Annotated in this window: 25 protein-coding genes and 1 pseudogene; 12 read left to right on the forward strand and 14 right to left on the reverse strand. The window is 61.4% G+C overall.

The window, feature by feature from the left end:
• Positions 1-63 precede the first annotated feature (63 nt).
• Both AWX27_RS02895 and AWX27_RS02900 read left to right on the forward strand, forming a co-directional pair.
• The gene (locus AWX27_RS02895) at positions 64-1323 is read left to right on the forward strand and encodes an MFS transporter (RefSeq protein WP_060419292.1); all 1260 of its coding nucleotides are present in this window, start codon (positions 64-66) and stop codon (positions 1321-1323) included.
• Positions 1320-2762, forward strand: coding sequence for a glycoside hydrolase family 32 protein (locus AWX27_RS02900; protein WP_060419294.1), 1443 nt, complete (start codon positions 1320-1322; stop codon positions 2760-2762). Before AWX27_RS02895 ends, AWX27_RS02900 begins: the two co-directional genes overlap by 4 nt.
• Before the next feature lie 41 nt (positions 2763-2803).
• Here the strand turns inward: AWX27_RS02900 and AWX27_RS02905 are convergent, their stop codons facing one another.
• The 3 genes from AWX27_RS02905 to AWX27_RS02915 form a co-directional block, all read right to left on the reverse strand.
• Positions 2804-3805 (reverse strand): LacI family DNA-binding transcriptional regulator, encoded by a 1002-nt coding sequence (locus tag AWX27_RS02905; protein ID WP_049200376.1) that lies wholly within the window; start codon positions 3803-3805, stop codon positions 2804-2806.
• A 72-nt stretch (positions 3806-3877) separates the two neighbouring features.
• Positions 3878-4441, reverse strand: coding sequence for a HutD/Ves family protein (locus AWX27_RS02910; RefSeq protein ID WP_060419296.1), 564 nt, complete (start codon positions 4439-4441; stop codon positions 3878-3880).
• Complete coding sequence (locus AWX27_RS02915; RefSeq protein ID WP_049200374.1) at positions 4441-5811, reverse strand: formimidoylglutamate deiminase; 1371 nt, start codon at positions 5809-5811, stop codon at positions 4441-4443. Before AWX27_RS02915 ends, AWX27_RS02910 begins: the two co-directional genes overlap by 1 nt.
• A 180-nt stretch (positions 5812-5991) precedes the next feature.
• Between AWX27_RS02915 and hutC the strand changes: the two genes are divergently transcribed.
• The 4 genes from hutC to AWX27_RS02935 all read left to right on the forward strand — a co-directional run bounded on the left by hutC (position 5992) and on the right by AWX27_RS02935 (position 10708).
• Positions 5992-6747, forward strand: coding sequence for a histidine utilization repressor (gene hutC / locus AWX27_RS02920; RefSeq protein WP_033646346.1), 756 nt, complete (start codon positions 5992-5994; stop codon positions 6745-6747).
• Positions 6748-6904: 157 nt separating this feature from the next.
• Positions 6905-8128 carry an imidazolonepropionase gene (gene hutI, locus AWX27_RS02925; RefSeq protein WP_043141410.1) on the forward strand — a complete coding sequence of 408 codons (1224 nt, stop codon included), beginning with the start codon at positions 6905-6907 and terminating at the stop codon, positions 8126-8128.
• Complete coding sequence (gene hutG / locus AWX27_RS02930) at positions 8125-8928, forward strand: N-formylglutamate deformylase (RefSeq protein WP_060419298.1); 804 nt, start codon at positions 8125-8127, stop codon at positions 8926-8928. The genes hutI and hutG overlap by 4 nt, the downstream gene beginning before the upstream one ends.
• A gap of 244 nt (positions 8929-9172) precedes the next feature.
• Positions 9173-10708: a serine hydrolase domain-containing protein gene (locus AWX27_RS02935; RefSeq protein ID WP_060419300.1), complete on the forward strand. Its 1536-nt coding sequence runs from the start codon at positions 9173-9175 to the stop codon at positions 10706-10708.
• 3 nt (positions 10709-10711) lie between these two features.
• Here the strand turns inward: AWX27_RS02935 and AWX27_RS02940 are convergent, their stop codons facing one another.
• Together AWX27_RS02940 and AWX27_RS02945 are read right to left on the reverse strand one after the other, a co-directional pair.
• Positions 10712-11242 (reverse strand): chorismate mutase, encoded by a 531-nt coding sequence (locus AWX27_RS02940; protein WP_060419302.1) that lies wholly within the window; start codon positions 11240-11242, stop codon positions 10712-10714.
• A 114-nt stretch (positions 11243-11356) separates the two neighbouring features.
• Entirely contained in the window at positions 11357-11851 is a 495-nt protein-coding gene (locus AWX27_RS02945; protein WP_060419303.1) for an anti-virulence regulator CigR family protein, read from the reverse strand.
• 441 nt (positions 11852-12292) lie between these two features.
• Between AWX27_RS02945 and AWX27_RS02950 the strand changes: the two genes are divergently transcribed.
• The gene (locus AWX27_RS02950; protein WP_025160261.1) at positions 12293-12472 is read left to right on the forward strand and encodes a hypothetical protein; all 180 of its coding nucleotides are present in this window, start codon (positions 12293-12295) and stop codon (positions 12470-12472) included.
• Positions 12473-12526: 54 nt separating this feature from the next.
• On the opposite strand, the gene AWX27_RS02955 is transcribed toward AWX27_RS02950, so the two are convergent.
• The 5 genes from AWX27_RS02955 to AWX27_RS02975 all read right to left on the reverse strand — a co-directional run bounded on the left by AWX27_RS02955 (position 12527) and on the right by AWX27_RS02975 (position 18216).
• Positions 12527-13414, reverse strand: coding sequence for a nucleoside-specific channel-forming protein Tsx (locus AWX27_RS02955; RefSeq protein ID WP_060419305.1), 888 nt, complete (start codon positions 13412-13414; stop codon positions 12527-12529).
• A gap of 373 nt (positions 13415-13787) precedes the next feature.
• Positions 13788-14060, reverse strand: a complete 273-nt coding sequence (locus tag AWX27_RS02960; protein WP_049272745.1) for a hypothetical protein — start codon at positions 14058-14060, stop codon at positions 13788-13790.
• A gap of 73 nt (positions 14061-14133) precedes the next feature.
• Positions 14134-15027: an aromatic amino acid DMT transporter YddG gene (gene yddG / locus AWX27_RS02965; protein WP_060419307.1), complete on the reverse strand. Its 894-nt coding sequence runs from the start codon at positions 15025-15027 to the stop codon at positions 14134-14136.
• A gap of 91 nt (positions 15028-15118) precedes the next feature.
• A complete protein-coding gene (locus tag AWX27_RS02970; RefSeq protein WP_025302554.1) occupies positions 15119-16489 on the reverse strand; it encodes an APC family permease in 1371 nt (456 codons plus the stop codon).
• A 308-nt stretch (positions 16490-16797) separates the two neighbouring features.
• Positions 16798-18216 (reverse strand): glutamine synthetase family protein, encoded by a 1419-nt coding sequence (locus AWX27_RS02975; protein ID WP_049296669.1) that lies wholly within the window; start codon positions 18214-18216, stop codon positions 16798-16800.
• Positions 18217-18435: 219 nt separating this feature from the next.
• Here AWX27_RS02975 and puuD point away from each other — a divergent pair, with 219 nt between their 5' ends.
• Genes puuD through AWX27_RS02995 form a run of 4 tightly spaced genes read left to right on the forward strand, consistent with a single transcriptional unit; the run spans position 18436 to position 22555 of the window.
• The gene (puuD, locus tag AWX27_RS02980) at positions 18436-19197 is read left to right on the forward strand and encodes a gamma-glutamyl-gamma-aminobutyrate hydrolase (protein ID WP_060419308.1); all 762 of its coding nucleotides are present in this window, start codon (positions 18436-18438) and stop codon (positions 19195-19197) included.
• The gene (puuR, locus tag AWX27_RS02985; RefSeq protein ID WP_049288046.1) at positions 19194-19751 is read left to right on the forward strand and encodes an HTH-type transcriptional regulator PuuR; all 558 of its coding nucleotides are present in this window, start codon (positions 19194-19196) and stop codon (positions 19749-19751) included. The genes puuD and puuR overlap by 4 nt, the downstream gene beginning before the upstream one ends.
• 15 nt (positions 19752-19766) lie before the next feature.
• Positions 19767-21263: an aldehyde dehydrogenase PuuC gene (gene puuC / locus AWX27_RS02990; protein WP_060419310.1), complete on the forward strand. Its 1497-nt coding sequence runs from the start codon at positions 19767-19769 to the stop codon at positions 21261-21263.
• A gap of 11 nt (positions 21264-21274) precedes the next feature.
• Positions 21275-22555: an NAD(P)/FAD-dependent oxidoreductase gene (locus AWX27_RS02995; protein ID WP_025302550.1), complete on the forward strand. Its 1281-nt coding sequence runs from the start codon at positions 21275-21277 to the stop codon at positions 22553-22555.
• 44 nt (positions 22556-22599) lie between these two features.
• On the opposite strand, the gene AWX27_RS03000 is transcribed toward AWX27_RS02995, so the two are convergent.
• Entirely contained in the window at positions 22600-23355 is a 756-nt protein-coding gene (locus AWX27_RS03000; protein WP_025302549.1) for a meso-2,3-butanediol dehydrogenase, read from the reverse strand.
• Positions 23356-23670: 315 nt separating this feature from the next.
• Positions 23671-24099, reverse strand: coding sequence for a universal stress protein (locus AWX27_RS03005; protein WP_060419312.1), 429 nt, complete (start codon positions 24097-24099; stop codon positions 23671-23673).
• Between the two features lie 260 nt (positions 24100-24359).
• On the opposite strand from AWX27_RS03005, the gene AWX27_RS03010 reads away from it, so the two are divergent.
• A complete protein-coding gene (locus AWX27_RS03010) occupies positions 24360-25037 on the forward strand; it encodes an isochorismatase family protein (protein WP_038877740.1) in 678 nt (225 codons plus the stop codon).
• 213 nt (positions 25038-25250) lie between these two features.
• Here the strand turns inward: AWX27_RS03010 and AWX27_RS03015 are convergent.
• Positions 25251-25328: pseudogene (locus AWX27_RS03015) on the reverse strand.
• A gap of 114 nt (positions 25329-25442) precedes the next feature.
• Positions 25443-25655, reverse strand: a complete 213-nt coding sequence (gene cspA, locus AWX27_RS03020; RefSeq protein WP_025302547.1) for a transcription antiterminator/RNA stability regulator CspE — start codon at positions 25653-25655, stop codon at positions 25443-25445.
• Positions 25656-25720: the final 65 nt, after the last annotated feature.

The raw sequence follows: 25720 nt of genomic DNA on the forward strand, positions 1-25720 counted from the left end.
GCTTCATCCCTTTGCGAGTTAACGTTAACAATAGAGCTAACTTCACTCACCGGGGCCCTACCCATGAACCGCGAAACTAAAAAATATTACGTGCTGCTCAGCGGCCTGCTGTTCTTCTTTTTCTTCACCTGGTCTTCCAGCTTTTCGCTGATCTCACTGTGGCTGAATCAGAAGATCGGCCTGAAAGGCGCCGAGACCGGCCTGATCTTCTCCGCTATCTCGTTGGTGGCGCTGTGCGCACAGCCACTGTACGGGTTTATTCAGGACAAACTTGGGCTGCGCAAGCACCTGCTGCAGTTTCTCGGCGTAATGCTGCTGCTGACCGGCCCGTTCTTTATCTACGTTTACGCCCCGCTGCTGGCCAGCAGCCTGCCGCTCGGCGCGCTGGTCGGCGGGGTATTTATCGGCGCCACCTTCTTCGCCGGCATCGGCGCGCTGGAATCTTATACCGAGCGAGTCAGCCGCATCAGCGGTTTCGAATTCGGCCGCGCCCGCATGTGGGGATCGCTCGGCTGGGCCAGCGCCACCTTTTTGGCCGGTTTTATCTTCAATATCGATCCGAACATCAATTTCTGGCTGGCCTCCGCCGCCGCCGTGGTATTCCTGTTGCTGCTCAGCCAGGTGCGCGAGCTGAAGCCGAACGCCATGGCCGGCCTGGCGTTCGGCAAACCGGAAAATCTGCGGCTGCAGGATGCGCTGGCGCTGCTGCGTATGCCGGGCTTCTGGGCGCTGGTGGTGTTTGTGCTCGGTATCAGCGTGTACAACGTTTTCGATCAGCAATTTTCGGTCTACTTCGCCTCGCAGTTCGCTTCTCGCGAACAGGGCAACGAGATGTACGGCTTCCTCAACTCGCTGCAGGTCTTCCTCGAAGCCGGCGGCATGTTCCTGGCGCCGCTGCTGGTGAACCGCATCGGCGCCAAACAGGGGCTGCTGCTGGCCGGTGGCGTGATGGCGCTGCGCATGTTCGGCTCAGGCTTGGTCAGCGGCGCATTGATGATCTCCGCCATGAAACTGCTGCACGCCGTAGAGTTGCCGATCCTGCTGATCGCTATCTTCAAATACATCGCCAGCCGCTTCGACAGTCGCCTCTCCTCAACGCTTTACCTGGTGGGCTTTCAGTTCATCACTCAGGTGATGGCCAGCTTCCTGTCGCCGCTGGCGGGCTACGGTTATGACCGCATCGGCTTTGCCGACACCTATCTGCTGATGGGGTGCGCGGTCGCCGCCACGACGCTTGTCTCCTGTTTCCTGCTGCGCGGCGAACGTTCCGCCAGCGCAGCCCCCTTTCAATCCGCCATTAAATCAAGTGAGTCTGTCCAATGAACACTGCCTTAGCTCAAGCCGACCATGCGGTCGAAGCCCTGCGCGCAGAACGCCGAGACGAATACTACCCGCAGTTCCATCTCGCGCCGCCCGCCGGCTGGATCAACGATCCCAACGGCCTGATCTGTATTGACGGCGTCTATCATGCCTTCTTCCAGCATCACCCCTATAGCGAGCACTGGGGCCCCATGCACTGGGGGCACGCGACCAGCCGCGATCTGATCCGCTGGCAGCACCAGCCCATCGCCCTGGCGCCCGATGCGCCCTATGACAAAGACGGTTGCTTTTCCGGCTGCGCCGTGGATGACAACGGCGTGCTGACGCTGATTTACACCGGCCACGTGTGGCTGGGCGAGCCCGGCGACGACAGCCAGGTGCGGGAAGTGCAATGTCTGGCCACCAGCGAAGACGGCATACGCTTCGTCAAGCACGGGCCGGTGCTGGCCGCGCCGGACGGCATTCAGCATTTCCGCGATCCGAAAGTCTGGCGCGAGAACGGCGAATGGTGGCTGGTGGTCGGTGCCAAAGAAAACGGCCTGGGCCAGGTGCGCCTGTACCGTTCTGCAGATCTGCGCGCCTGGCGCTTCGATCGGGTGCTGGCCGGCGCGCAGGCGGCGCATCAAGGGTATATGTGGGAATGCCCGGATTTCTTCCCGCTGGGGGAACAACACCTGTTGTTGTTCTCGCCGCAGGGGCTGGTGGCACAGGGCTACCGCTACCGCAATCGCTTCCAGAGCGGCTATCTGCTCGGCCACTGGCGGCCGGACAGCGACTTTAGGGTGACCCAACCCTTCTGCGAGCTGGATGCCGGCCACGATTTCTATGCGCCGCAGACCTTCACCGCCGCCGACGGCCGTCGGCTGCTGTTTGCCTGGATGGATATGTGGGAATCCCCAATGCCCAGCAAAGCGCACCGTTGGGCCGGTGCCCTCACCCTGCCGCGTGAGCTGACGCTGGCCGCCGACGGCAGCATCCGCATGAACCCGGCGCGTGAACTGACGGCGCTGCGCCGAGAATCGCACACCTTTTTGGCACAGACGCTGACCAATCAGCATCTGCCGCTGACGGACGACGTGCAGGAACTCACCCTGACGTTGAGACCTGCCGACAACGACGCCGAGCGCTACGGGCTGGCCATCGGGAATACGGCGCGGCTGTTCGTCGACAATCAGGCACACCGGCTGGTGCTGGAACGTTTTCATGAAAACCCCGCCCTGTGCACCTGCCGCAGCGTGCCGCTGCCAGAAGGTGACAGCCTGTCGCTACGGATCTTCATTGACCGCTCATCGCTGGAGATCTTCGTCAATCAGGGGCAGGCCTGCCTGACCAGCCGAATTTATCCGACGGCGGGCGATCGCCGCCTCCGCCTGTTCGCCGAAGGCGGCCGGGCACAGTTTGAGCCCATCATGGGATGGCAGTTGGCAAGCCTCTGGGGATAATGGGAATGAGCACTGGGCGCGCAGCGACGCACCCGGTGCGCTTACAGCGAACCACGCTCCAACAGCGGGCAAGGCACTTTCACCGTCTCACGCTGCTCCCGCTGCTCAATCACATGCAGCGCCGCAAGGCGGCCCAGCTCATAATGCGGCAGCTGCACCGTCGTCAATGCCGGCAGGAACAGCTCGCCGGTGCCGACCATATTGTCGTAACCCAGCACCGCTACCTGTTGCGGTATCCGCCATCCTTGTGCCAGCAATACCTGATACACCAGAAAGGCTATCCGATCGTTCCCGCACACCACGACATCGCAATCGCGCCTGCCTGCAGAGAAATGCCGCTCCAGCAGCGCGACGCAGTCGCGATAGCTTTGGTCGCCGCCGCTCAGATCGAGATGATACTGCCGCAGCTGTTCAACATCGCGCCCCGCTTCGCGCCAGGCGCGTTCCAGACCGCGGCGGCGCAGGCCCGCCGCCAGCGTATCCGCCGGTAAATGAATGCACAGTGGCGCGCGATAGCCTTTGGCGATCAGCGCGCGCGTGGCGTCATACTGCCCTTGCTCATCATCAGGAATGTAGCTGGCGATCGAATGCGCCGGGCTGACGCAGTTGGCCAGCACCAGCTTTTTGTCCAACAGTTTGGCCGGCAATGTCACCTCGCGCAGCCCCATCGTGGTGAAGATCACCCCATCCGGACGATGCGCCAGCAGCAGATCGACGGTCTGTTCGGCGTTGTCGTCGGCAAACAGGTTGACGACGAAGCTGTTCCAGCCTCGCTCGCGCGCGGTTTTCTCAATCGACAGGATCATTTCCACCGAGAACGGCGTCGTGGCGGTGTCCAGCGCCAGCACGCCGAGCGTCTGTACGCGATTTCCGTCACCGCGAATACGCCGCGCCGACAGATCCGGCACGTAGTCCAACTGGTCGATAGCCTGTTTGACGCGGCGGTAGGTTTCCGGCCGCAGCTTGCCGGGTTCATTGATGGCGCGGGACACCGTCATCAACGAGACTCCGGCAAGTTTTGCGACGTCTTTCAGCGAAGCCATGCGCCCTTCTTTATGATGATTAATGGGAAAAAGTGAATAATCCCATAACCGGGCGCAGGACTCTACTCTGCGTTAGCAGGCTGTGATGTTCGCCCACAGGAGAACGCCGTCGGCCGTCAGCGGCGCCACTTCACCGCCCGCCGCCTGCGCCGCCCACCAGACGCCCTCGCGCGCCCGCAGTTCACCGCCCCCCGGCAGCGACCAGCCCCCGCTCAGCACATACAGCACGCCCGCCTGGTGGGATGGCAGGATAACGGGCGCCGTGCTGCGCCGCACCTCGGCCGCCTGCCGGCCACGGCGCGTCATGATGTTGAAATCCTGACTGGCGCCGCCCAGCAGCGTCGCTTCCAGCGCCACGTCGCCGGAGAACGCGAACGGTTCCCCGACGCGAGCCAATTGATGGTCGATATGCCCGGCGCTGAACAGCCGCACGCCATCGCCTTCCAGCAAAGTGATCGAGCGGTCGATGCCCGTAAAGGCGGAAAACGGCCCGTCCTGCGCGATGGTAGCGATGCTGGCGCGCCAGTCAAAATCCTGCGCGCCCGGTGGCCAGCTGACGATTTCACGGGTTTCCCCACCGCCGTTGCGCCACGGGCTGACCGGCAGCGCGGCGAAGCTAAAACGGGTCAGGCTCATTACGCCTCCTGCTGAAAGGTTTTCAACACCTGCAGGAACTCGGCGCTGCTCTGCTGCTGCAGCGCATGCCGCCCCTGCTCGATCACCTGCCGGCCGCCGACGAACACGTCGCGAATTTGCTCTTTGCCGCCGGCGAACAGCCAGCGGTTGAGGATCGAGGCGTCCGGCGCCGCCGCCAGATACGGGTCGTCGCCGTCCAGCACCAGCCAGTCGGCGCGATAGCCGCTCTGCAACCGGCCGATCGGCGCACCGCACGCCTGCGCGCCGCCCTGCAGCGCCTGCAGGTACAGCACATCGCCCACCGCCGACTGTTCCGGCGTCGTCAGACGGTTGCGGCGCTGATCGCGCAGCCGCTGGCCGTATTCGAACCAGCGCAGCTCTTCCACCACGTTGAGCGAAACGTGGCTGTCGGAACCGATGCCCCAGCGCCCCTGCTGCTGCAGGTAAGCGTCGCCGGGGAAAATGCCGTCGCCGAGGTTGGCTTCGGTGGTCAGGCACAGGCCGGCCACCGCGCGGCTACGCGCCAGCGCTTCCAGCTCATCGCGATCCAGATGGGTGGCATGCACCAGACACCAGCGCTGATCGACCGGCAGATGGTCATACAGCCAGGCCACCGGGCGCTGCCCGCTCCACGCCAGGCAGTCGTTCACCTCTTTTTGCTGCTCGGCGATATGAATATGCACCGGCAAAGTGCGATCCGACGCGGCCAAAATCTGCTGCATCTGGCCCAGCTCCACCGCACGCAGCGAATGGAAGCACAGCCCCTGATTCTGCAACGGACGATCCGCCAGCTGGCGGGCAATCACCTGCTGCTGGTGCAGATAGCTTTCGGTATCCTGGATAAAACGTTTCTGCCCCGGCTGCGCCGGCTGCGCGCCGAAACCGGCGTAGCTGTACAGCACCGGCAGCATCGTCATGCCGATGCCGGCCTGATGCGCGGCCTCGCTGAGGCGGCCGGTCATTTCACCGCGATCGGCGTAAGGCTTACCGTCGGCGTCGTGATGCAGGTAGTGGAATTCGGCCACCTGGGTGTATCCGCCCTTGAGCATTTCGATATACAGTTGACGGGCGACCACCTCCACCTGCTCCGGCGTCAGGCGCTGCACCAGGCGGTACATCAGATCGCGCCAGGTCCAGAAGCTGTCCTGCGGGTTGCCCGCCACTTCCGCCAGCCCGGCCATCGCGCGCTGGAAAGCGTGGGAATGCAGGTTCGGCATGCCCGGCACCGCATCGCCGTGCAGCCGGATGCAGCCTTGCGGTTCAGCGTCGGCGGTAACTTGAGTCAGATAACCTTGCGCATCGACGTCCAGCCGGACGTTATGCGCCCAGCCCTCAGGGAGCAAAGCGCGTGGGGCAAAATAAGCAGGCATGGCAGTATTCCACTGTTGGTGTAACGGCGAATGGGGCGCGGCGATGGCGCGCATTCAGGAATTTTTGGCGGTCGCCGGCAAGTTTCTGGCGCGACGGCCACTAGTTGTATATACATATACATACGCCGACATCAACAGTAAACTGGTGTTATTATTTTTTTATTTGACGAGGTTAACGTCGTGGCTGAACAACAGACCGTGTTACAACTGGCGGCTGCAATGAGCGATGCCCCCGCCCCGATCTACCAACGGGTCAAACAGGCGATCGTGAATCAAATCCGTGCGGGGCATTGGCAACCGCACCAGCGCGTGCCCTCCGAAAGTGAACTGGTGGCGGAACTGGGCGTCAGCCGCATGACCATCAACCGCGCGCTGCGCGAGCTGACCAGCGAAGGTTTTTTGATTCGCATGCAGGGCGTCGGCACCTTCGTCGCCGAAGCCAAAGCGCATACCGCGCTGCTGGAAGTGCACAACATCGCCGATGAGATCGCCGCGCGCGGCCATCGCCACAGCAGCAAGATCCTCGAGCTGAAGGCCCGAGCGGCCAGCGAAGAAGAAGCGACGGCATTGGGCATTCAGCCCGGCCAACGGCTGTTCTACTCGCAGATCGTGCATTACGAAAACGATGTGCCGGTGCAGGTGGAAGACCGCTGCGTCAACCCGCTGGTGGCGCCGGATTACCTGAAGCAGGATTTCGACCGCGTCACGCCTTACACCTATCTGACGCAGGCCGCGCCGCTGACCGCCGGCGAACACATCGTCGAAGCGGTGATCCCCACCCGGCGCGAGCGCGAGCTGCTGCAGTTGGAAGACCACGAACCCGGCCTGCTGATTCATCGCCGCACCTGGTCCGGCAAAACCGTGGTGACCTCGGCCCGGCTGCTGTACCCCGGCAGCCGTTATCAACTGTTCGGCCGCTTCACCAGCGAAGTCTGATTCCCGGCGGGCGCGCCCTGCGCCCGCATCTCCGCTGTCGATCACATCCTGATAACAAAATCTCTCCCGCCTCTTGTGACATCCCGGTGAATGCGTTAGGTTGTTTTTAATTGTATATACAACCATGTGGGAGCTGCGGCTCCGGCGGAGGAAAGCAATGACGTCTGAGATTCACTGTGACAGCCTGTGGCACGGCGCCGATATCGTCACCATGCGCGACGGCAACTATCACACCCTGACCGACGGCGCGATCGCCGTGCGCGACGGCAAGATCGTCTGGATTGGCGAACATGCGGCGCTGCCGCCCGGCCTGATCGCGGACGAAACGGTGAAATTCAACGGCGGCATCATTACCCCCGGCTTTGTTGACTGCCACACGCACCTGGTGTTCGGCGGCAACCGCAGCGGCGAGTTCGAACAGCGGCTGAACGGCGTGAGCTACGCCGACATTGCCGCGCAGGGCGGCGGCATCATTTCCACCGTGAAAGCCACCCGCGAGGCCGACGAGGCGCTGCTGCTGGAGCAGGCGCTGTTCCGCCTGCGGCCGCTGCTGGCGGAAGGCGTCACCTGCGTGGAGATCAAATCCGGTTACGGCCTCAGCCCGGAGAGCGAACTGAAGATGCTGCGGGTGGCGCGCAAGTTGGGCGAGCTGCTGCCGGTCGAGGTGAAAACCACCTGTCTGGCGGCCCATGCGCTGCCGCCGGAATACGCCAACCGCGCCGACGACTACATCAATCTGGTCTGCGATACCATCATTCCGCAGGCGGCCGCCGCCGGGCTGGCGGATGCGGTTGACGCCTTCTGCGAACATCTGGCGTTCTCACCGGCGCAGGTGGAGCGAGTCTTCGCCGCCGCCGAGGCCGCCGGGCTGCCGGTCAAGCTGCACGCCGAGCAGCTCTCCGCCCTCGGCGGCAGCACGCTGGCGGCGCGCCATCACGCGCTCTCCGCCGACCATCTCGAATACGCTACCGAACAAGATGCCCGCGCCATGGGCGATGCCGGCACCGTGGCGGTACTGCTGCCCGGCGCCTATTACCTGCTGCGCGAAACCCAGTGCCCGCCGGTAGAGCTGTTCCGCAAGCACCACGTGGCGATGGCGATCGCCAGCGACGCCAACCCCGGCACCTCGCCGGCGCTGTCGCTGCGCCTGATGATCAACATGGCCTGCACGCTGTTCCGCCTGACGCCGGAAGAAGCGCTGGCGGGCGTTACCACCCACGCCGCCAAAGCGCTGGGGCTGCAACACAGCCACGGCACGCTGGAAACCGGCAAGGTGGCGGACTTCGTTCACTGGCCGCTGTCGCGGCCGGCGGAACTGGCTTATTGGTTGGGCGGCCAGCTGCCCTGTACGGTGATTTTCCGAGGAGAAGTACGTCAATGACCATTCGCGATCCTTTTAGCTTCCAGAGCGGCAGCCTGCCGCTGCTGATCAGCATCCCGCACGCCGGCACGCAACTGACGCCGGCGGTCGAGGCCGGACTGACCGACGACGCCCGCCCACTGCCCGATACCGACTGGCACATTCCGCAGCTGTACGACTTCGCCCGGGCGATGGGTGCCAGCGTGCTGGTCGGCAACTATTCGCGCTTCGTCATCGATCTGAACCGCCCGGCGGACGACAAGCCGCTGTATACCACCGCCACTACCGGCCTGTATCCCGACGTGCTGTTCGACGGCCGCCCAAGCTTCCTGCCGGGCAAAGCGCCGACGGACGCAGAACGCGCCGGCTATCTGCAGCAGATTTGGCAACCTTATCATCAGCAGCTGCAGGACGAACTGGCACGCCTCAAAGCGCGGCACGGCTATGCGTTGCTGTTCGACGCACACTCCATCGCCTCGGTGATCCCGCGGCTATTCGACGGCCAGCTGCCGGATCTCAACCTCGGCACCAACGGCGGCGAAAGCTGCGCCCAGGCGCTGAGCGATCGGCTGGTCGCCTGCTGCGAGCAGCAACAGCAGTACACCCACGTGCTGAACGGCCGCTTCAAGGGCGGTTACATCACCCGCGCCTACGGGCAGCCGCAGCAGCAACAGCATGCGATCCAGCTCGAACTGGCGCAGGTGAACTACATGTCCGAACAGTACCCTTACGCGTTCGAACCGCAGCGCGCCGCCTCGCTGCAGCGCCTGCTCAAGCAGATGATTGAAGGCCTGTTGGACGGCGCCGCCAAACTCAACTGATCCCTCTGCAGGCGCCGCCGGGCGCCTGTTTCTCCCCCTGCCTTTAGCCGCAACGTCAGCCGCAATCTGCGCGCTATATCAAAGTTTCGCGTGATTCCCCACTGACTGGTCTAAACAGCGCACAAAACAGCGGCCGACGAAAAACGCACTGCGCCACAATCAGCCGAAAAGCCCGCGCTCATCGTCAGCGCCGGGCGGCGTGTGGCCGAGCTGGCCCGTTTCGAACCATCACTCTGGAGGCCCTATGTCTGTAACACCGTTAAACTGGCGCGCTGCCGGCGCCCTCGCCGAACAATTGCTGGCCGGCTGGCAACGGCGTGGCGAACCCGGCGGCGCCATCACCCTGTTTGACGCCGAACAACTCCGCGCCACCGCCTGCGCCGGCCTGGCCGATCTGGCGCAGAATACCCCCTTCACCGTCGACAGCGTGGTGCGCTACGCCTCCGTGACCAAACATATCTTCGCCGCGCTGGCGCTGAACGCCACCGGCCGCGCCATTCGGCTCGAACAGCGCCTGGGCGAACTGCTGCCCGCCCTGCAGCCTGCGCTGGCGGACGTCACCGTCGGCCAGGCGCTGGACATGACCGGCGGCCTGCCCGACGTGCGCGAAACGCTCGGCTTGCTCGGCATCTCGCTGCACGCCGTCAGCGAGGCGCAGCCAGTCATGCAGTTTGTCGAAGGGCTGGAAAAGTTGAACTACGAAGCCGGCAGCGAGATCGCCTACAGCAATACCGGCTATCGGCTGCTGGAGGCCGCGCTGCGTAGCAAAGGGTATGATTTCGACCAACTGGTGCAACAGCACATCGCCCGGCCGCTGCAGGTGCAGATGCAAGCACCGGAAAGCTGGTTCGACGTGGTGCCGGGGTTGGTGCCGGGTTACTGGCGGGCGCCGCAGGGCTGGCAACACGCCAGCGCCGGCCTGCACCTTTCCGCCTCCGGTAGCCTGACCGGCAGCCTCCACGCCCTCACCCGCTGGCTGCAAACGCTGCTGGCCGACGAGGGCCCCGGCCAGGGCGTGCTGGCGCAACTCGGCGCCCCGCGCCGCCTCAATCAGGGCCAGCTCAGCGCCTATGGCCTGGGGCTGGCGCAAACCCCGCTGGGCCGCCGCCGCTTGCTCGGCCACGGCGGTTCCCACGCCGGTTACAAAACCTATTTCCTGCTGGCGCCCGATCGCCAGGTCGGCGTCGCGTTGGTCGCCAACCGCGAAGACTGCGACAGTTTCGGTATGGCTTTGCAGGTGATGGCGGCGCTGCTGGGCGAACCTTTGCCGCAGCGCAGCACGGCGATCCCCGACGGCCTCTACGCCACGCTGGCCGAGCCGCACTGGCTGGAGGTTAAAGACGGCAACCTGGCCTATCTGGGCAGCGGTGAACCGCTGTATCAGGGCGAGGACGGGTACGCGGTGTCGCTGTCCGCCCATATGCCAATCAAATTGAAGTGGACCGGCGAAGCGGTCGAGGGCGAAGTCGGGCATGTGGCGCGCCGTTTTCTGCCGGTCACGGCCAACGGCGACTGCCTGAAGCATGTGCAGGGGCTGTGGTATCACCCGCACTATCGCACCGCCTTTGAAATTCGTGGCGATCGGGTGCATATCGGCGTCGGCCCGGCGGCGCAGAGCGGTACGCTCAGCCCGCTCGGCCAGGGCCGCATGCTGGTAGAGTGCCAGGACGGCCCGTGGTTAAAACGCTTTTGCCTCTATTTCCGCGGTTACAACGTGGATCTCATCGCCAACCGCAGCCGGATGCTGACCTTCCGCCGCAGCACCGTCGGCCGCGACTGACGCTCAGCCTGCGCTGCCGGTTTTGACCGCCAGCAGCGCATCCGCCAGCCGCCGTTTGTCGGCGGCGCTGAGGTTCACCTGATCCACGGACGCCATAAACGCCGCCCGATCCGCCTCGCCAAGCGGGCCGGCGCGCAGCCGCTCCGCCAGCCGTTGCAATATCTGGCTGCTCAACCGCGCAATCTGCGGGCGCACCTGCGCCAACGGGCGCGGCTGCCAACCGGTTTCCGGGCTCGCCAGCCAGTCGGCGCGATAGCGATACTGAATCGCCTTGGCGGCGTCCATCTGCGCGGCGATAAAAGGCCGCACCGACGCGGGCTCAAGCCCCAAACGCCCCGCCTCCGCCTGCGCGCTGGCCAACACCTTCGCCTCCTGCGCCAGGTCTTCGATCGGCAAATGCTGCTGGGCCTTGTAACCGGCAACGTCCTTCATCAACGACAGCCGTTGGTTCACCAGCTCCCCGAGAGCGGCGGCGCCGTCCGCCAACGCCGGAAAACTGGTCAAACAACAGGCGATCAATAACGCCCTGAACATGGCACCTCCCTTATGATGCAGTGAAAACGTCAGGGCTAAAGTTCACCACGTCCGCCCCGCGCTGGCAAATAAAAAGGCCCCGCCACAGCGAGGCCCGATAACGCTCGACAGGCGTTAGTCGAACACGCCATTGATAACGGAAGCCACAATCGCGGTGCTGAGTGCGACCAGCACCAGATCGTCGCCGGCGATACGCCACTCATACCCCGGGTACTGCGGCAGCTCACGCAGCATAGAGCGCGGCACCATTTTTTTGGCGATGCCCGGCGGCAGCGGTTTACCGCGCGCCAGATTCTTGGCGATGCCCGGCGGCAACGAACGGTAGCCGGTCAGGCCATAGTTGTGCGCCAGCGCACGGGCGCGATCGCGCGAGAGGTTGACGGTGATCAGATTGTCGTCGTTACGATAAACGCCGTTATCATAATGGTCTTTATTGCCTTTGTTACCGTGATTGCCGTTATTGCCATGGTTACCGTTATTGCCGCTGTTGCCATGGCCATTACCGTTGCCGTTACCATTGCCGCCCTTATCGGCCAGAGCCGGAGCGGATGACAACCCCAGCGACGCGATCAGCGCCAACACCGTGAGGGTCGTACGACGTTTGTTCATGTTGTGTATTCCTGCGTGGGTGACTCTATTGACTATAGCGGGCCTTTCCCGGACGAAGTATAAGGAAAACTCCGAGATGATGACGCGCGAGACGGCAGACGCGCCAAAATCTTGTTTTAACGCAAAACGCCTCGAAAATGCCGATACTTACCTCAGATTTTTCTTGAAGAAAAATAAGCCTTACGCTAGCGTGGGAAGGTAACAAAAAAGAGTTAGCGTGCTCTTTTTCGTCGCACCTCAAATCTTATTCTTATCATCCATAATGATAATAGCGAACACTTCCCGCCTCTCCGTGCGGGATTCTTTTTCCCGCCGCCGTCGCCCCAATCTGGTGCTTTATGTTGAGATTTAGTTGCCGATAATTTACATTCGCTGTCTGAGAAACCTCAACCTCCCGCGGTGGCCAGGCTGGCAACGGGTGGGCGTTCAGGAGCAAAAGACGTGCAAATGACCCTCATGGAATACATCACTCGACACTTTAACGGCGATCTTCATCGTTACGCGCAGTCGGAAGGCGTCAGCCGTGAACAAATCATTAGTTGGATAAATAATGAATGTCACGTGATCAAAGGCAGGCTGTTTATGCCGGTGAAGCATCTCCCGGTCGAACAAGCCCAGTGATGACGAAAAAAAACCCCGCCAGGCGGGGTTTTCTGTTTCTGATAACACGGAAAATCAGAAGTTATAGCCGACCACGAGGTAATAACCCCAACCGGTAGACTTGATTTTCATCGGGTCCTGCGGCGTGCCGATATCCGCGCCATCCTGCCACTGGCCGCCGTTATGGAAATAACGCGCCACGAAAGAATAGTGCCAGTGATCGTAGTTCAGCGCCAAAATATGGCTGGAGGCGATCGAGTTGCCGGTGCGTACCTGTTTGCCGGTGCCGTCAACCCAATGGCTGTCCTTGCCCAGATCGGAACCAAAGTCGAAGTTGGTGAAGCCGATGTAGCTCAGGTTGCCGCCCCACACCTGGGTCAGCGGCACGAAGTATTTCACCTTGAAGCGGTAACCGTCCCAGCTGTTCTCGTTGGCAGCCTGGTAGTTTTCCCACTGGTATTTGGCATAGATGTTCATCGACAGGCTCATCGGCAGGCCGGTGTCGATATCGGTGCCCAGACCCATGTACCAGGTGTTTTGACGGCCGTCGGCGTTGTGGCCCAGATCATAGATGTAGTTGTTGGCGAAGTACCACTCTTTGAACGGCCCGAAGCTCAGATCGGTGCCGGTCAGCTTGTCGATGGAGAAGCGCGGTTCAATCTCCATAAACATTGGGGAGCCTTTGTCCCAGATGCCGCGGTCCGGGGTGTTGCCCACGCCGAAGAACTTCGGCACGTCAACGTAACCGTAGAAATCGAACCAGTCTTTCTTGGCGAAGGCTTCGTATTCGAGATACACGTCGTTATTCAGCTGCGGCCCGAAGCGGGTGTGGTAGCTGCCCACCACGTTGACGCTCTGGTGCCACCAGTCGGAGACATATTGACTGTCTTTGCTATCAGCCATTGATGATGCACTGTAAGACGCTGCGAGCAGTACACCTGCTGCGAGAGCTATTTTTTTCATTTTATTACCACATGCTTAAAGGGCCATTTCCTGCCCGTTTAGAAAAGATGACAATGAGTCTGCCGACACCTGGCGTTGTCTTCACACAGAAACTCGGATGACGCGCGCATTATAGAAACCACTGACTGTAAGAATCTGTGATCCAGTTACGCATTTCGCGAATAGGTAATCGATTGCGTTCACATTTGTCAAATTATGTTTCATGCAAATTCACATTCGCTGTGATTTTAGTCATGCACATCGATTTTTAGCGCAGTTTTTGAGCCAACTGTCATCAGGGCGTCACCTGACCATTATCGCGACGTGGAAAAGAAAAAGCCGACGCATGAACGCCGGCCTTCATCAAAATCAACAGAAAATACGCAAAGCGAAATCAGTTCACCGCCGGCACCGCCTTGGCGATGTTTTCCTGGCGGAACGCCACCTCCTCGCCGTTTTTCACCTCCCAGCTGGCGACCGGAATGTCGGTCTTGGGCGCCGCCGCAACGACGGAACCGTAAATCAGCTTGTCGTCGCGGCGCAAAATATAAACGTCGAGCTGATATTCATGCCGCAGATTCGCCGTGGTCAGGCGCACGGTATCGCCGCGTTCATAGTGATGCGCGTCGATTTCGGGTTGTTGAATAAATTGAATGTCGCTTCTCATCGTCGTCGTTCCTTCAGGCAACATGGCTAGTTAAATTCTAGTTCAACATTGCGCCGACGGCGGATAATTTCCGTTAATTTCCACGGGTTGCCCGCCAACAGATCAGCGAGCCGAGCGTCACCATCGCCACGCCCTGCCAGAAATTGGCGGTTAGCGAGGTGTGCAACACCAGCGCGGCGAACACCGCCGACAGCACCGGGGTAAAATAAGAGACGGTGGCCAGCAGCGTCATGTTGCCGTGCAGAATGCCGACGTTCCAGGCGGCATACCCCGCCCCCATCGCCACCCCGGCGCACAGCAGCGTCACGATCACGCCGAGGCTGAACTGCATGCCGCTTTCCGCGCTGAAGGCATATTTAAGCCACAGCGCCAGCGCGGTCAGCACGATAAACAGCACCACGCCGTTGCTGCCCTGGGCGATCTTCTTGGTCAGGTTGCAGTACAGCGCCCAGATCACTGCGCCGCTGAACGCCAGCCCGTAGCTGAGCGGATTGCTGCGCACGTTGGCCAGCATTTGCGCCGGTGACCAGCCGCCCTCGCCGCTCATGATCCAGCCGATGCCGAACAGCGACAGCAGCAGCCCCGGCAGCAGCCACCATTTGGCCTTTTGCCCGTTGAGCGCCAACGCCATCAGCACGGTGAAACAGGGCCACAGGTAGTTGATCATGCCCACTTCTATCGCCTGCAGGCGGGTATTGGCGTAGCCGAGCGACAGCGACAGGCAGATCTCATAGCTGACGAACAGCAGGCTGCCGACGATGAGATAAGGCCGCGGAAAGCTGCGCCATTTCGGCACGCCGAGCGCCACCAGCAAAAACACCGCGCTGACGCTGTAGATCATCGCCGCGCCGCCGATCGGCCCCAGCCCTTCGCTGACGCTGCGGATCAGGCCGACGACGCTGCTCCACAGCACAATGGCCAATAAACCGAACAGCGTGGCGCGGGTACGCGAGGGCAAAGCGGGCATAAGGCGGATCCAATGGGTTATTTTTTATCAGTTTTTTCACTCTACTGCCGCACGCGCCAAAAAGAAAGGCGGGAAACTCCCGCCTGTGATTTTATTGCTGCGGCTGCCGCTCGAGCTGCGGCGGCGGCTGGCGAAAACGCCGGGTCAACCAGGCCAAATAGCCGAAGCCCAGCGTCGCCCAGATAAGCCCCATAGTCAGCGAGCTCTTCTCCAGGTTCAGCCACAGCACCCCCACCGTCAGCGCCCCCACCAGCGGCAGGAACAGGAAGTTGAAGCGATCCTTCCAGCTTTTGTTGCGCCCTTCGCGAATAAAGAAGTGGCTGATGACCGACAGGTTGACGAAGGTAAAGGCCACCAGCGCGCCAAAGTTGATCAGCGCCGTGGCGGTCACCAGATCGAACGACAACGCAGACAGCGCCACCAGCCCGACCATCAGCACGTTGAGCGCCGGCGTGCGCCATTTAGGGTGGATGTAACCGAAGAACTTCTCCGGGAACACGTTATCGCGCCCCATCACGTACAGCAGGCGCGACACGCTGGCGTGCGACGCCAGGCCGGAGGCCAGCGTGTTGATGAAGGTCACGCACAGGAAGATCGACTGGAACAGCTTGCCGCCGACGTACAGCGCGATCTCCGGCAGCGCGGCATCGGGCTGGTGGAAGCGTTGAATGGACGGGAAAAACAGCTGAATAAAGAACGACACGCTGATAAAGATCACCCCGCCGTACAGCGCGGTCAGGAAGATGGCGCGCGGGATCACCTTGGCGGCGTCGGGCGTCTCTTCACACAGCGTGGTGACCGCATCGAAGCCGAGGAACGAGAAGCACAGGATAGTGGCGCCGGTAATGATCGGCAGCAGATGCGCATTCTCGCTGAGGAACGGCCGCAGGCTCCACACCGTGCCCATCCCCTCGCCGTTGTGCAGGCCGCGCACCACCAGGTAGATGAACACCAGAATGATCGCCACCTGCGCCAGTACGAACAGGGTATTGAAGTTGGCCACCAGATTGACGCTTTTCAGGTTGATGGCGGTAATCAGGATAACGAAGCCCACCACCCACACCCAGGGCGGCACTTCCGGGAACAGCGCGGTCAGGTAAATCTTCGCCAGCAGCGTGTTGATCATCGGCAGGAACAGATAATCGAGCAACGATGACCACCCCACCAGAAAACCGACGTGCGGGTTGATCGCCTTCTGCGCATAGGTGTAGGCGGAGCCGGCGGTAGGAAACTGGCGCACCAGTTTGCCGTAGCTGATGGCGGTGAACAGCACGCCGGCCAGCGCCAGCAGATAGGAGGTCGGCACATGGCCGTCGGTGAGGCCGGAGACGATGCCGAAGGTATCGAACACCGTCATCGGCGTCAGATAGGCCAGGCCCATCATCACCACCTGCCACAGCTTGAGGGATTTGCGCAGCTGCGGTTTGCCCGCCGGGCCGCCATCGATGGCTTTAATCGTCATGGCATTTCCCCTCTTGGTCCTCTGCTGTCAACCGTGCAACGTCATTCAGAGAGGCCGCGGGGAAACTGCTGCTCAGGCGGCGGGAAAAACGGGTTGGGATCACTGTCGGGCGGCCAGCGACCGGCCCGTAAGCACTGCGGCACAGGCAAACGTCTGCGCAGGGGAATGACTGAGTCATGGTTATTTCCTCGTCGGCGTCCTGTACGCCGTGATAGAAGAAATTCTGTACCGCAGCGCGCAGCCTCACCGGCCACAGGAGAGCCGATGAAATGCGCCAGACGCGCGCGGTCGTCGCAGGGCGAGCGGGATCAGGCGTTTTTCAGCATCCACTCGATTTCGGTTTCGGTGATCAGGCGCTCGAACTGCACCAGCTCATCGGTTTTGCAGGCCAGGTAGACATGGCTGAAACGTTCGCCCAGCAGTGCATTGAGCACCGGCTGATGTTCGAACTCGTACAGCGCGTCGCTCTGGCGAATCGGGAACGGCAGCCCGTCCTGCTCCAGCCCGTTGCCGGTCACCGGCTCAGGCAGCGGCAGCGCGCTTTCCAGGCCGTAGACGATGCCGGCCAGAATGGTCGCCATCACCAGATAAGGGTTGGCGTCGGCGCCCGCCACGCGGTACTCCACGCGGTGGTTGTCGCGATCGCCGCAGGGAATGCGCAGCGCCACGGTGCGGTTGTTATGCCCCCAGGAGGCCTGGGTCGGCACGTACATGCCGGGCTGGAAGCGGCGATAGGCGTTGACGTTCGGCGCCAGCAGCGCCATCGAAGACGGCATCAGGGCGATCATGCCCGCCAGCGCCTGTTTCAGCAGCGCCGAGTCTTCGCCGTCGTCGTCGGCGAACACGTTGTTGCCCTGCGCGTTCAGCATGCTGATGTGCACGTGCATGCCGCTGCCGGCGTGCTCCTCATACGGCTTGGCCATAAAGGTGGCCTGCATGTTGTGGTTCTCGGCCACCATGCGCACCAGCCGCTTCAGCGCCAGCGCGTGATCGCAGGCCTGCAGCACGTCGTCGGTATGGTGCAGGTTGACTTCGAACTGTCCCGGCGACGCCTCCGCCACCGCGCCGTCCGCCGGAATGCCCTGCAAACGCGCCAGTTCGTCGATCTCGCTCAGCACGTCGGCGAAATGGTTCAGGTTATCGACGGAATACACCTGGCTTTGGGTGTTGCGCTCTTGCGTGCCCGGCGCGCACGGCGGCTGCAGATAGCCCTCTGCGTCGCGTTGACGATCGATGAGATAGAACTCCAACTCTACCGCTACCACGGGGGAAAGCCCGCGCTGACGCAAACGCTGCCACACTCGGTTCAGCACATTGCGCGGTTCAACGTCAAAGGGAGTGCCATCTTCATCCAGCATGGTGAGCAGCACCTGCGCAATATATTGCGGATCCGCCGCCGACGGCGTCAGCGTGCCCGGCACCGGCACGCACACGTGATCCGGCTCGCCCAGCTCCTGCCCCAGCCCGGCCTCTTCGACGACGTTGCCGAGAATATCCATCGCAAATACCGACGCCGGGAAGTAACAGCCCTTCTCCAGCTTGCTCAGGCCGCCGACCGGGATGCGTTTGCCGCGGAAGCTGCCGTTCAGATCGGTCAACAGTACGTCGACATGTTGGGTTAACGGATAACGTTCCAGGTACTTCTTCACTTCGCGCTGGAACGCGCTACTTCGTCTCTCTTCACTGTGCTGAACAAAGTTTTCCACTTCTACGATGTTGGTCTGCATGGTTCACCCGCCGTTTGTGTTTTGCTGTCGTCGATGTTTATTGACCGTATTGTTCAATATAATGCCCACAAATGAAACGTAGATGAAACAAATTTGTTTTGCAAGTGTTACTTTTGGTTTGAATATTGCCCAATCGACTGCTAGATTTATAGAATATTGAACGAAATCGGCGGTGGAGAAGCTTATCGTTCATAATTTCGAACGTACCAAGGGGATAGCATGGACAATATATTTAACAGACCAGTCATCGGCGTCGTCATGTGCAGGTATAGGTTAAACGGGCACCTCACACAGACCTTGCAAGAAAAGTACCTGAATGCCGTTATCACCGCCGGCGGCTTGCCGATCGCCCTGCCGCACGCGCTGGCGGAGCCGGAAATGCTGGCGGAACTGCTGCCGCGCCTCGACGGCATTTTGCTGCCGGGCAGCCCCAGTAATGTGCAGCCGCACCTTTATGGTGAAAACGGCGATGAGCCTGACGCCGATCCTGGCCGAGACGCGTTGAGCCTGGCGCTGATCCGCCAGGCGTTCGACAGGCGCATTCCCCTTTTCGCCATTTGCCGCGGCATGCAGGAGATGGTGGTCGCCACCCAAGGTACCCTGCATCGCCGCCTGTACGAACTGCCCGAGCTGCAGGAACACCGTGAAGATCACGACCTGCCGCTGGAACAGCAATACGCCCCCGCCCACGAAGTCATCGTTCAGGAAGGGGGGCTGCTTTCGCAACTGATACCGGATTGCAACAGATTCTGGGTGAACTCGCTGCACGGCCAGGGCGCCAAAACCCTGGGCGAAAGCGTTCGCATCGAGGCGCACGCCGCCGACGGGCTGGTGGAGGCGATCAGCGTGCGCGATCAGCCTTTCGCGCTCGGCGTGCAGTGGCACCCGGAGTGGAACAGCGACGAGTACGCCCTGTCGCGCCTGTTGTTTGATGGTTTCATCACCGCCTGTCGGAACTATCAAAAGGAAAAACGCCCATGAGCGACGTCAGCTTGGCACCGGGAAAACGTCTGTCGCAGATCCGTCAACAATTAGGGTTGTCGCAGCGCCGGGTCGCCGAACTGTCTGGGTTAACCCACAGCGCCATCAGCACTATCGAGCAGGACAAGGTCAGCCCGGCCATCAGCACGCTGCAAAAGCTGCTGACGGTGTACGGTCTGTCGCTGTCGGCGTTTTTCGCCGAGCCGGAAAAACCGACGGAGCCGCAGATCGTGATCGGCAGTGACGATCTGATCGAAATCGGCAGCCAGGGCGTTTCGATGAAGCTTATTCATAACGGCGACCCGAACCGCACGCTGGCGATGATGATCGAGACCTACGAACCGGGCACCACCACCGGCGAGCGCATCAAGCATCAGGGGGAAGAGATCGGCACGCTGCTGGAGGGTGAAGTGGTGCTGCAGGTCAACGGCCAGAGCTATCACCTGTTGGCTGGGCAAAGCTACGCCATCAATACCGGCATCCCCCACAGTTTCAGCAACACGTCGGCGCGCATTTGCCGGATTATCAGCGCCCATACGCCGACGACATTCTGATCAACGGAGCCAGGCATGAACTTTCACCATTTGCAGTATTGGCAACAACGGGCGCAGGCCCTGAAGATTGAGCACCAGCTGTTTATCGACGGCCGCTACCAGCCGGCTGCCGCGGGGAAAAGTTTCGCCGTGGAAGATCCCGCCGGGCGCCGTGAGCTGGCGCAGGTCGCGCGCGGCGAAGCCGTCGACATCGATCGGGCGGTCAGCGCGGCGCGCGCCGCCTTTGAGCGTGGCGACTGGGCGCAAGCCGCCCCGACGCAGCGCAAGGCCACGCTGTTGCGCTTCGCCGAGCTGATGGAGCAGCATCACGAAGAGCTGGCGCTGCTGGAAACGCTGGACACCGGCAAGCCGATTCGCCACAGCCTGCGCGACGACGTGCCGGGCGCCATTCGCTGCATCCGCTGGTACGCCGAAGCGATCGATAAGGTGTACGGCGAAATCGCCCCCACCGGCCGCGATGCGCTGGCGCTGATCGAACGCGAGCCGATCGGCGTGGTCGGCGCCATCGTGCCCTGGAACTTTCCGCTGCTGCTGGCCTGCTGGAAACTCGGTCCGGCGCTGGCCGCCGGCAACAGCGTGGTGCTCAAACCCTCTGAAAAATCGCCGCTGAGCGCCATCCTGCTCGGCAAACTGGCGCAGCAGGCTGGGCTGCCGGACGGCGTGCTGAACGTGGTGCCCGGCTATGGCCACGACGCCGGCAAGGCGCTGGCGCTGCACCGCGACGTCGACGCCCTCACCTTCACCGGCTCCACGCTGGTGGCGAAGCAGCTGATGATTTACGCCGGCGAATCGAACATGAAACGCGTCTGGCTGGAGGCCGGCGGCAAGAGCGCCAATATCGTCTTCGCCGATTGCCCGGATCTGGATCAGGCCGCCCGCAGCGCCGCCGCCGGCATCTTCTATAATCAGGGGCAGGTGTGCATCGCCGGCACTCGCCTGCTGGTCGAAGCGAGCATTGAGCAAGAATTCCTGCAGGCGCTGCGCAAACACGCGGCGGCCTTCGTTCCCGGCGATCCGCTCGATCCCGCCACGGTGATGGGCACGCTGATCGACAGCGGCCACTGCGAAAAAGTGGCCGGCTATATCGATCGGGGGCTGAGCCAGGGCGCCGCGCTATTCCTCGACGGGCGCGACCATCCGCAGGGCGACCACGCAGGCTACCTGGGGCCGACCATCCTCACCCAGGTGAACAACGCCATGAGCGTGGCGCGCGATGAAATCTTCGGCCCGGTGCTGGCGGTGACCACCTTCGACGACGAGCAACAGGCGCTGCAGCTGGCCAACGACAGCGACTACGGCCTCGGCGCCGCGGTCTGGACCCGCGATCTGGCCCGTGCGCACCGCATGGCGCGCCAGCTGAAGGCCGGCACGGTGTTCGTCAACAACTACAACGACGGCGACATGACCGTACCGTTCGGCGGCTACAAGCAGAGCGGCAACGGCCGCGACAAATCGCTGCACGCGCTGGACAAATTCACCGAATTGAAAACCACCTGGATCTCGCTGGAATAAGGGCTTATCTCATGACTGAACACGTAAAAAGCTACTATGCGGCCACGGCCAACGCACATCAGCCCTATCCGCAACTGAATGAATCTATCGAATGCGACGTCTGCGTGATCGGCGGCGGCTATACCGGCCTCTCCTCCGCGCTGTTTCTGGTGGAGGCCGGCTATAACGTGGTGGTGCTGGAAGCGGCGCGCATCGGTTTCGGCGCCAGCGGCCGCAACGGCGGCCAGTTGGTCAACTCTTACAGCCGCGACATCGATGTGATTGAAGAGCGCTACGGCGCAGAAAGCGCCCGCCTGCTCGGCAGCATGATGTTTGAAGGCGCGGAGATCATCCGCAGCCGCATCAGCCGCTACGCCATCGACTGCGACTACCGCCCCGGCGGCATCTTCGCCGCGCTGAACAACAAGCAGTTCCATGCGCTGATCGAGCAAAAGCGCAACTGGGAACGCTACGGCAATACCCAGCTCGAGCTGCTCGATGCGGATCGGGTACGCCAGGAAGTTGCCAGCGATCGCTACGTCGGCGCGCTGCTCGATCACAGCGGCGGCCACATCCATCCGCTCAACCTGGCGCTGGGCGAGGCCGAGGCGATTCGCCTGCAGGGCGGGCGCATCTTCGAACAATCGGCGGTGACGAACATCCGCCACGGCGAACCGGCGCTCATCAGCACCGCCAACGGCCAGGTGAAGGCGCGTTTCGTCATCGTCGCCGGCAACGCCTATCTGGGCGACAAGCTGGAGCCGCGGCTGGCCAAGCGCAGCATGCCGTGCGGCACCCAGGTGGTGACCACCGAGCCGCTGGCGCCGGAGATCGCACAGGCGCTGATCCCGCAGAACTACTGCGTGGAAGACTGCAACTACCTGCTGGATTACTACCGCATCACCGCCGATCATCGCCTGTTGTACGGTGGCGGCGTGGTGTACGGCGCGCGCGATCCGGACGACATCGACAACCTGATACGGCCAAAATTGCTGAAGACCTTCCCGCAGCTGAAAGGGGTGCGTATCGACTATCGCTGGACCGGCAACTTCCTGCTGACGCTGTCGCGCATGCCGCAGTTCGGCCGGCTGGAGAATAACGTGTACTACATGCAGGGCTACAGCGGCCACGGCGTGACCTGCACCCATCTGGCGGGCAAGCTGATCGCCGAGCTGATGCGCGGCGACGCCGAACGCTTCGACGCCTTCGCCAAGCTGCCGCACCTGCCGTTCTTCGGCGGGCGCAATCTGCAGATCCCGTTCACCGCCATCGGCGCGGCCTACTACACGCTGCGCGACCGCATCGGCGTCTAAAACAGCAGGCCCGGTCATCCTGACCGGGCCTGCTGTTTTACCACTTAAACGATCTTCGGTTGACCGTCCGAGGCGGTCGCCCCGCCATCGACCGGGATGTTGGCGCCATTGATAAAGCTGGCGTCGTCGCTGGCCAGGAACGCCATCACCGCCGCCACTTCTTCCGGCTCCGCCGCACGCCCCAGCGCGATGCGCTCATTGAACTTGTCGCGGATCTCCTGCGGCCAGCCGTTGGTCATGTTGGTTTTCACCAGGCTCGGGCAGACCGAGTTGATACGCACGCCGTCACCGCCGTGGTCCAGTGCCATGGCGCGCGTCAGGTTGACCACCGCGCCTTTCGCCGCGCAGTAGTAGGCCGCGCCCCAGTCGCCGCCCAGGCCGGACACCGACGCGGTATTGACGATACAACCTTTGGTCTTCAGCAGGTGCGGCAAGGCGAATTTGGAGCAGAACACCACGCCGTCGATATCGACCCCGGCGATGCGGCGCCAGTCGTCGACGCTGGTTTCCAGCACGCTGCCCGCCACGTGTACGCCGGCATTGTTCAGCAGGACGTCGATGCGGCCCAGTTTTTCCGCCACCTCGTTCATCATTTTCTCAACCGCGACGTGATCGGACACGTCGATATGTACCGCCATCGCCCGGCCCTTCGGCAGCGAAGCGGCAACCTTATCTACCGCCTCTTTGGCCCAGTCGGCCAGCACCACGATGGCGCCCTCGGCGGAGAACCGCCGCGCCGCCGCTTCCCCCATGCCGTTGCCCGCACCGGTGATAACCACGACTTTATTGTCAAAACGCATGAGACCTCCTCCATGTGAACGTATTTATATAAGTCATACAAATCTCATTACCCCGAGGATAAGGCGCCCCTCCCCTGAGAGCCAGTCAAAACGTGCGGTTTATTAACCAAAAGGAGGTATGTCAGTGATTTCAATGCGCTGGATTAACCTTTATCGGATTTTGGCCAACATATTGATGGATAAAATAAAATTACGGTTAGTCACTATTTGCCTGGCGGATTGTCAGCGGGCGAGACTATTGCAGGTGTGCGGTTATAGCCGCACAGAGATAAACGATGTGAATGAAAAACGGCAGCCGCCCGCAGGCGGCCGCGACTATTTCTTCTCGATGGGAACAACCAGCAGATCGACGTTCAGTTCATTGATCGCCTGGCGCGCCGCAGAGACCAGCCGGCTCCAGACGTCGTGATGGTGGCCGAAGATCACCAGGTCGAACCCTTTCTCTTTCGCCACCCGGTTCAGCTCTTCCGTCAACGCGCCGCGGCTGACGATCACCTCTTCGACCGGGTAGGACGACTGCCCTTTGATCGCATTGAGCATATTCTTCACCCGCTCCGAAAAGGTGCGATCGGTGTAGTTGTAATCGCCCACGCCCAGATCGACGTAATAACCGGCGCGGCGGATGTCGATATAGATCAGGGAAAGTTTAGCCTTGAGCGCGGCGGCCAGTCTGGCGCCTTTGCCCAGCAGGAACTCGGCGTCTTCGCTGAGATCCGTGGCGACAACGATATGCCGGTAAGCCATGATGGCGGCCCTCCTCGTCAACTCCGTAATCCGTAAACAGGATGGCGCTCCTTGCCGCATGTTTCTCATGCATCTTAAGTTTAGCCCAGCGCGGGTTCGCTCGCCTTCCGCACCGTCGTTCCATCTGTGGAACGATGCATCCCGCCTGCACGGTCTACCGGATTTTTCGCCCCTCCCTACACTGTAGGCAAGTGCTGAGTTTCAGCCTTATCAATCAAAGAAGATACCCACTGACCTCACGACGAGAAAAGGAAAACACCATGAGCACTCCAGCCAACTTCAACGGCCAGCGTCCTGTTATTGATGCCAATGACGCAGTCATGCTCCTGATCGACCACCAGAGCGGCCTGTTCCAAACCGTCGCCGACATGCCGATGACCGAACTGCGCGCCCGCGCCGCTGCCCTGGCCAGCATCGCCACCCTCAGCAAACTGCCGGTGATCACCACCGCCTCGGTGCCGCAGGGCCCGAACGGCCCGCTGATCCCGGAAATTCACCAAAATGCGCCGCACGCGCAATACGTCGCCCGCAAAGGGGAAATCAACGCCTGGGACAACCCGGACTTCGTGGCGGCGGTCAAAGCCACCGGCCGCAAAACCTTGATCATCGCCGGCACCATCACCAGCGTCTGCATGGCCTTCCCGTCCATCAGCGCGGTGGCCGAAGGCTATAAAGTGTTCGCGGTGATCGACGCCTCCGGCACCTACTCGAAAATGGCGCAGGAAATCACCCTGGCACGCGTGGTGCAGGCCGGCGTGGTACCGATCGACACCGCCGGCGTCGCCTCGGAGCTGCAGGGCAGCTGGAATCGCGCCGACGCTCAGCAGTGGGCCGAGGTTTACACCAAAATCTTCCCGGCCTATCAGCTGCTGATCGAGAGCTACCTCAAAGCGCAGGACGTGGTGAAAAACAACGAACGGCTGGACTCGCAGCGTTAAGATCGCGGGCACAAAAAACCCCGGCCAGAGCCGGGGCTATTAATCATGTGCCGGTGACTTTCCCGGCTGTCATGTTATGGCGTAAGCGTCCATCCAACACTCCAACATTACGCAGCCTAAGCGCGACTTTTTCACAACAGGAAAACAGACTGGAAAGCGGCATTATTATTTATGCGAAAATCTGTTTTTCTGTTGCCAATAATAATTAATTATTGGAACGTCATCGAGGAATCGAACCCCAGTCCGCCAACGAATATTTCGCTGCCGCTCTTCCTGCTGAGCTAATGACGTATCGATAAAGACTCCGGGCGAACCCGGAGTTTATTCAGGCTGAGGGTGTTATTTCTTAACTGCTCCGGCTTAAACCTTCATCGCTGTCGTAAGAAACCGCACCTTGGCCGAAAATTATAACGCGACCACGTTGCCGGCAGAAGGACCCTTCATACCCTTTTCGATAGTGAACTCAACCTGTTGGCCTTCGTCCAGCGTTTTGAAATCGTTGCTCTGGATAGCGGAGAAGTGTACGAACACGTCTTTGCCGCCGTCTGCCGGGGTGATAAAGCCGAAGCCTTTACCTGCATCAAACCATTTTACCAAACCTGTCATTTTAGTAGACATAGAGATATTTCCTTTATATTTTTGCGACGCCATATGGCGATAGAGGTCTGTTTTTATTGGAAACT

Origin of the sequence: Serratia sp. 2880STDY5682894 (assembly GCF_001537385.1) — a bacterium.
GTDB lineage: Bacteria > Pseudomonadota > Gammaproteobacteria > Enterobacterales > Enterobacteriaceae > Serratia > Serratia nevei.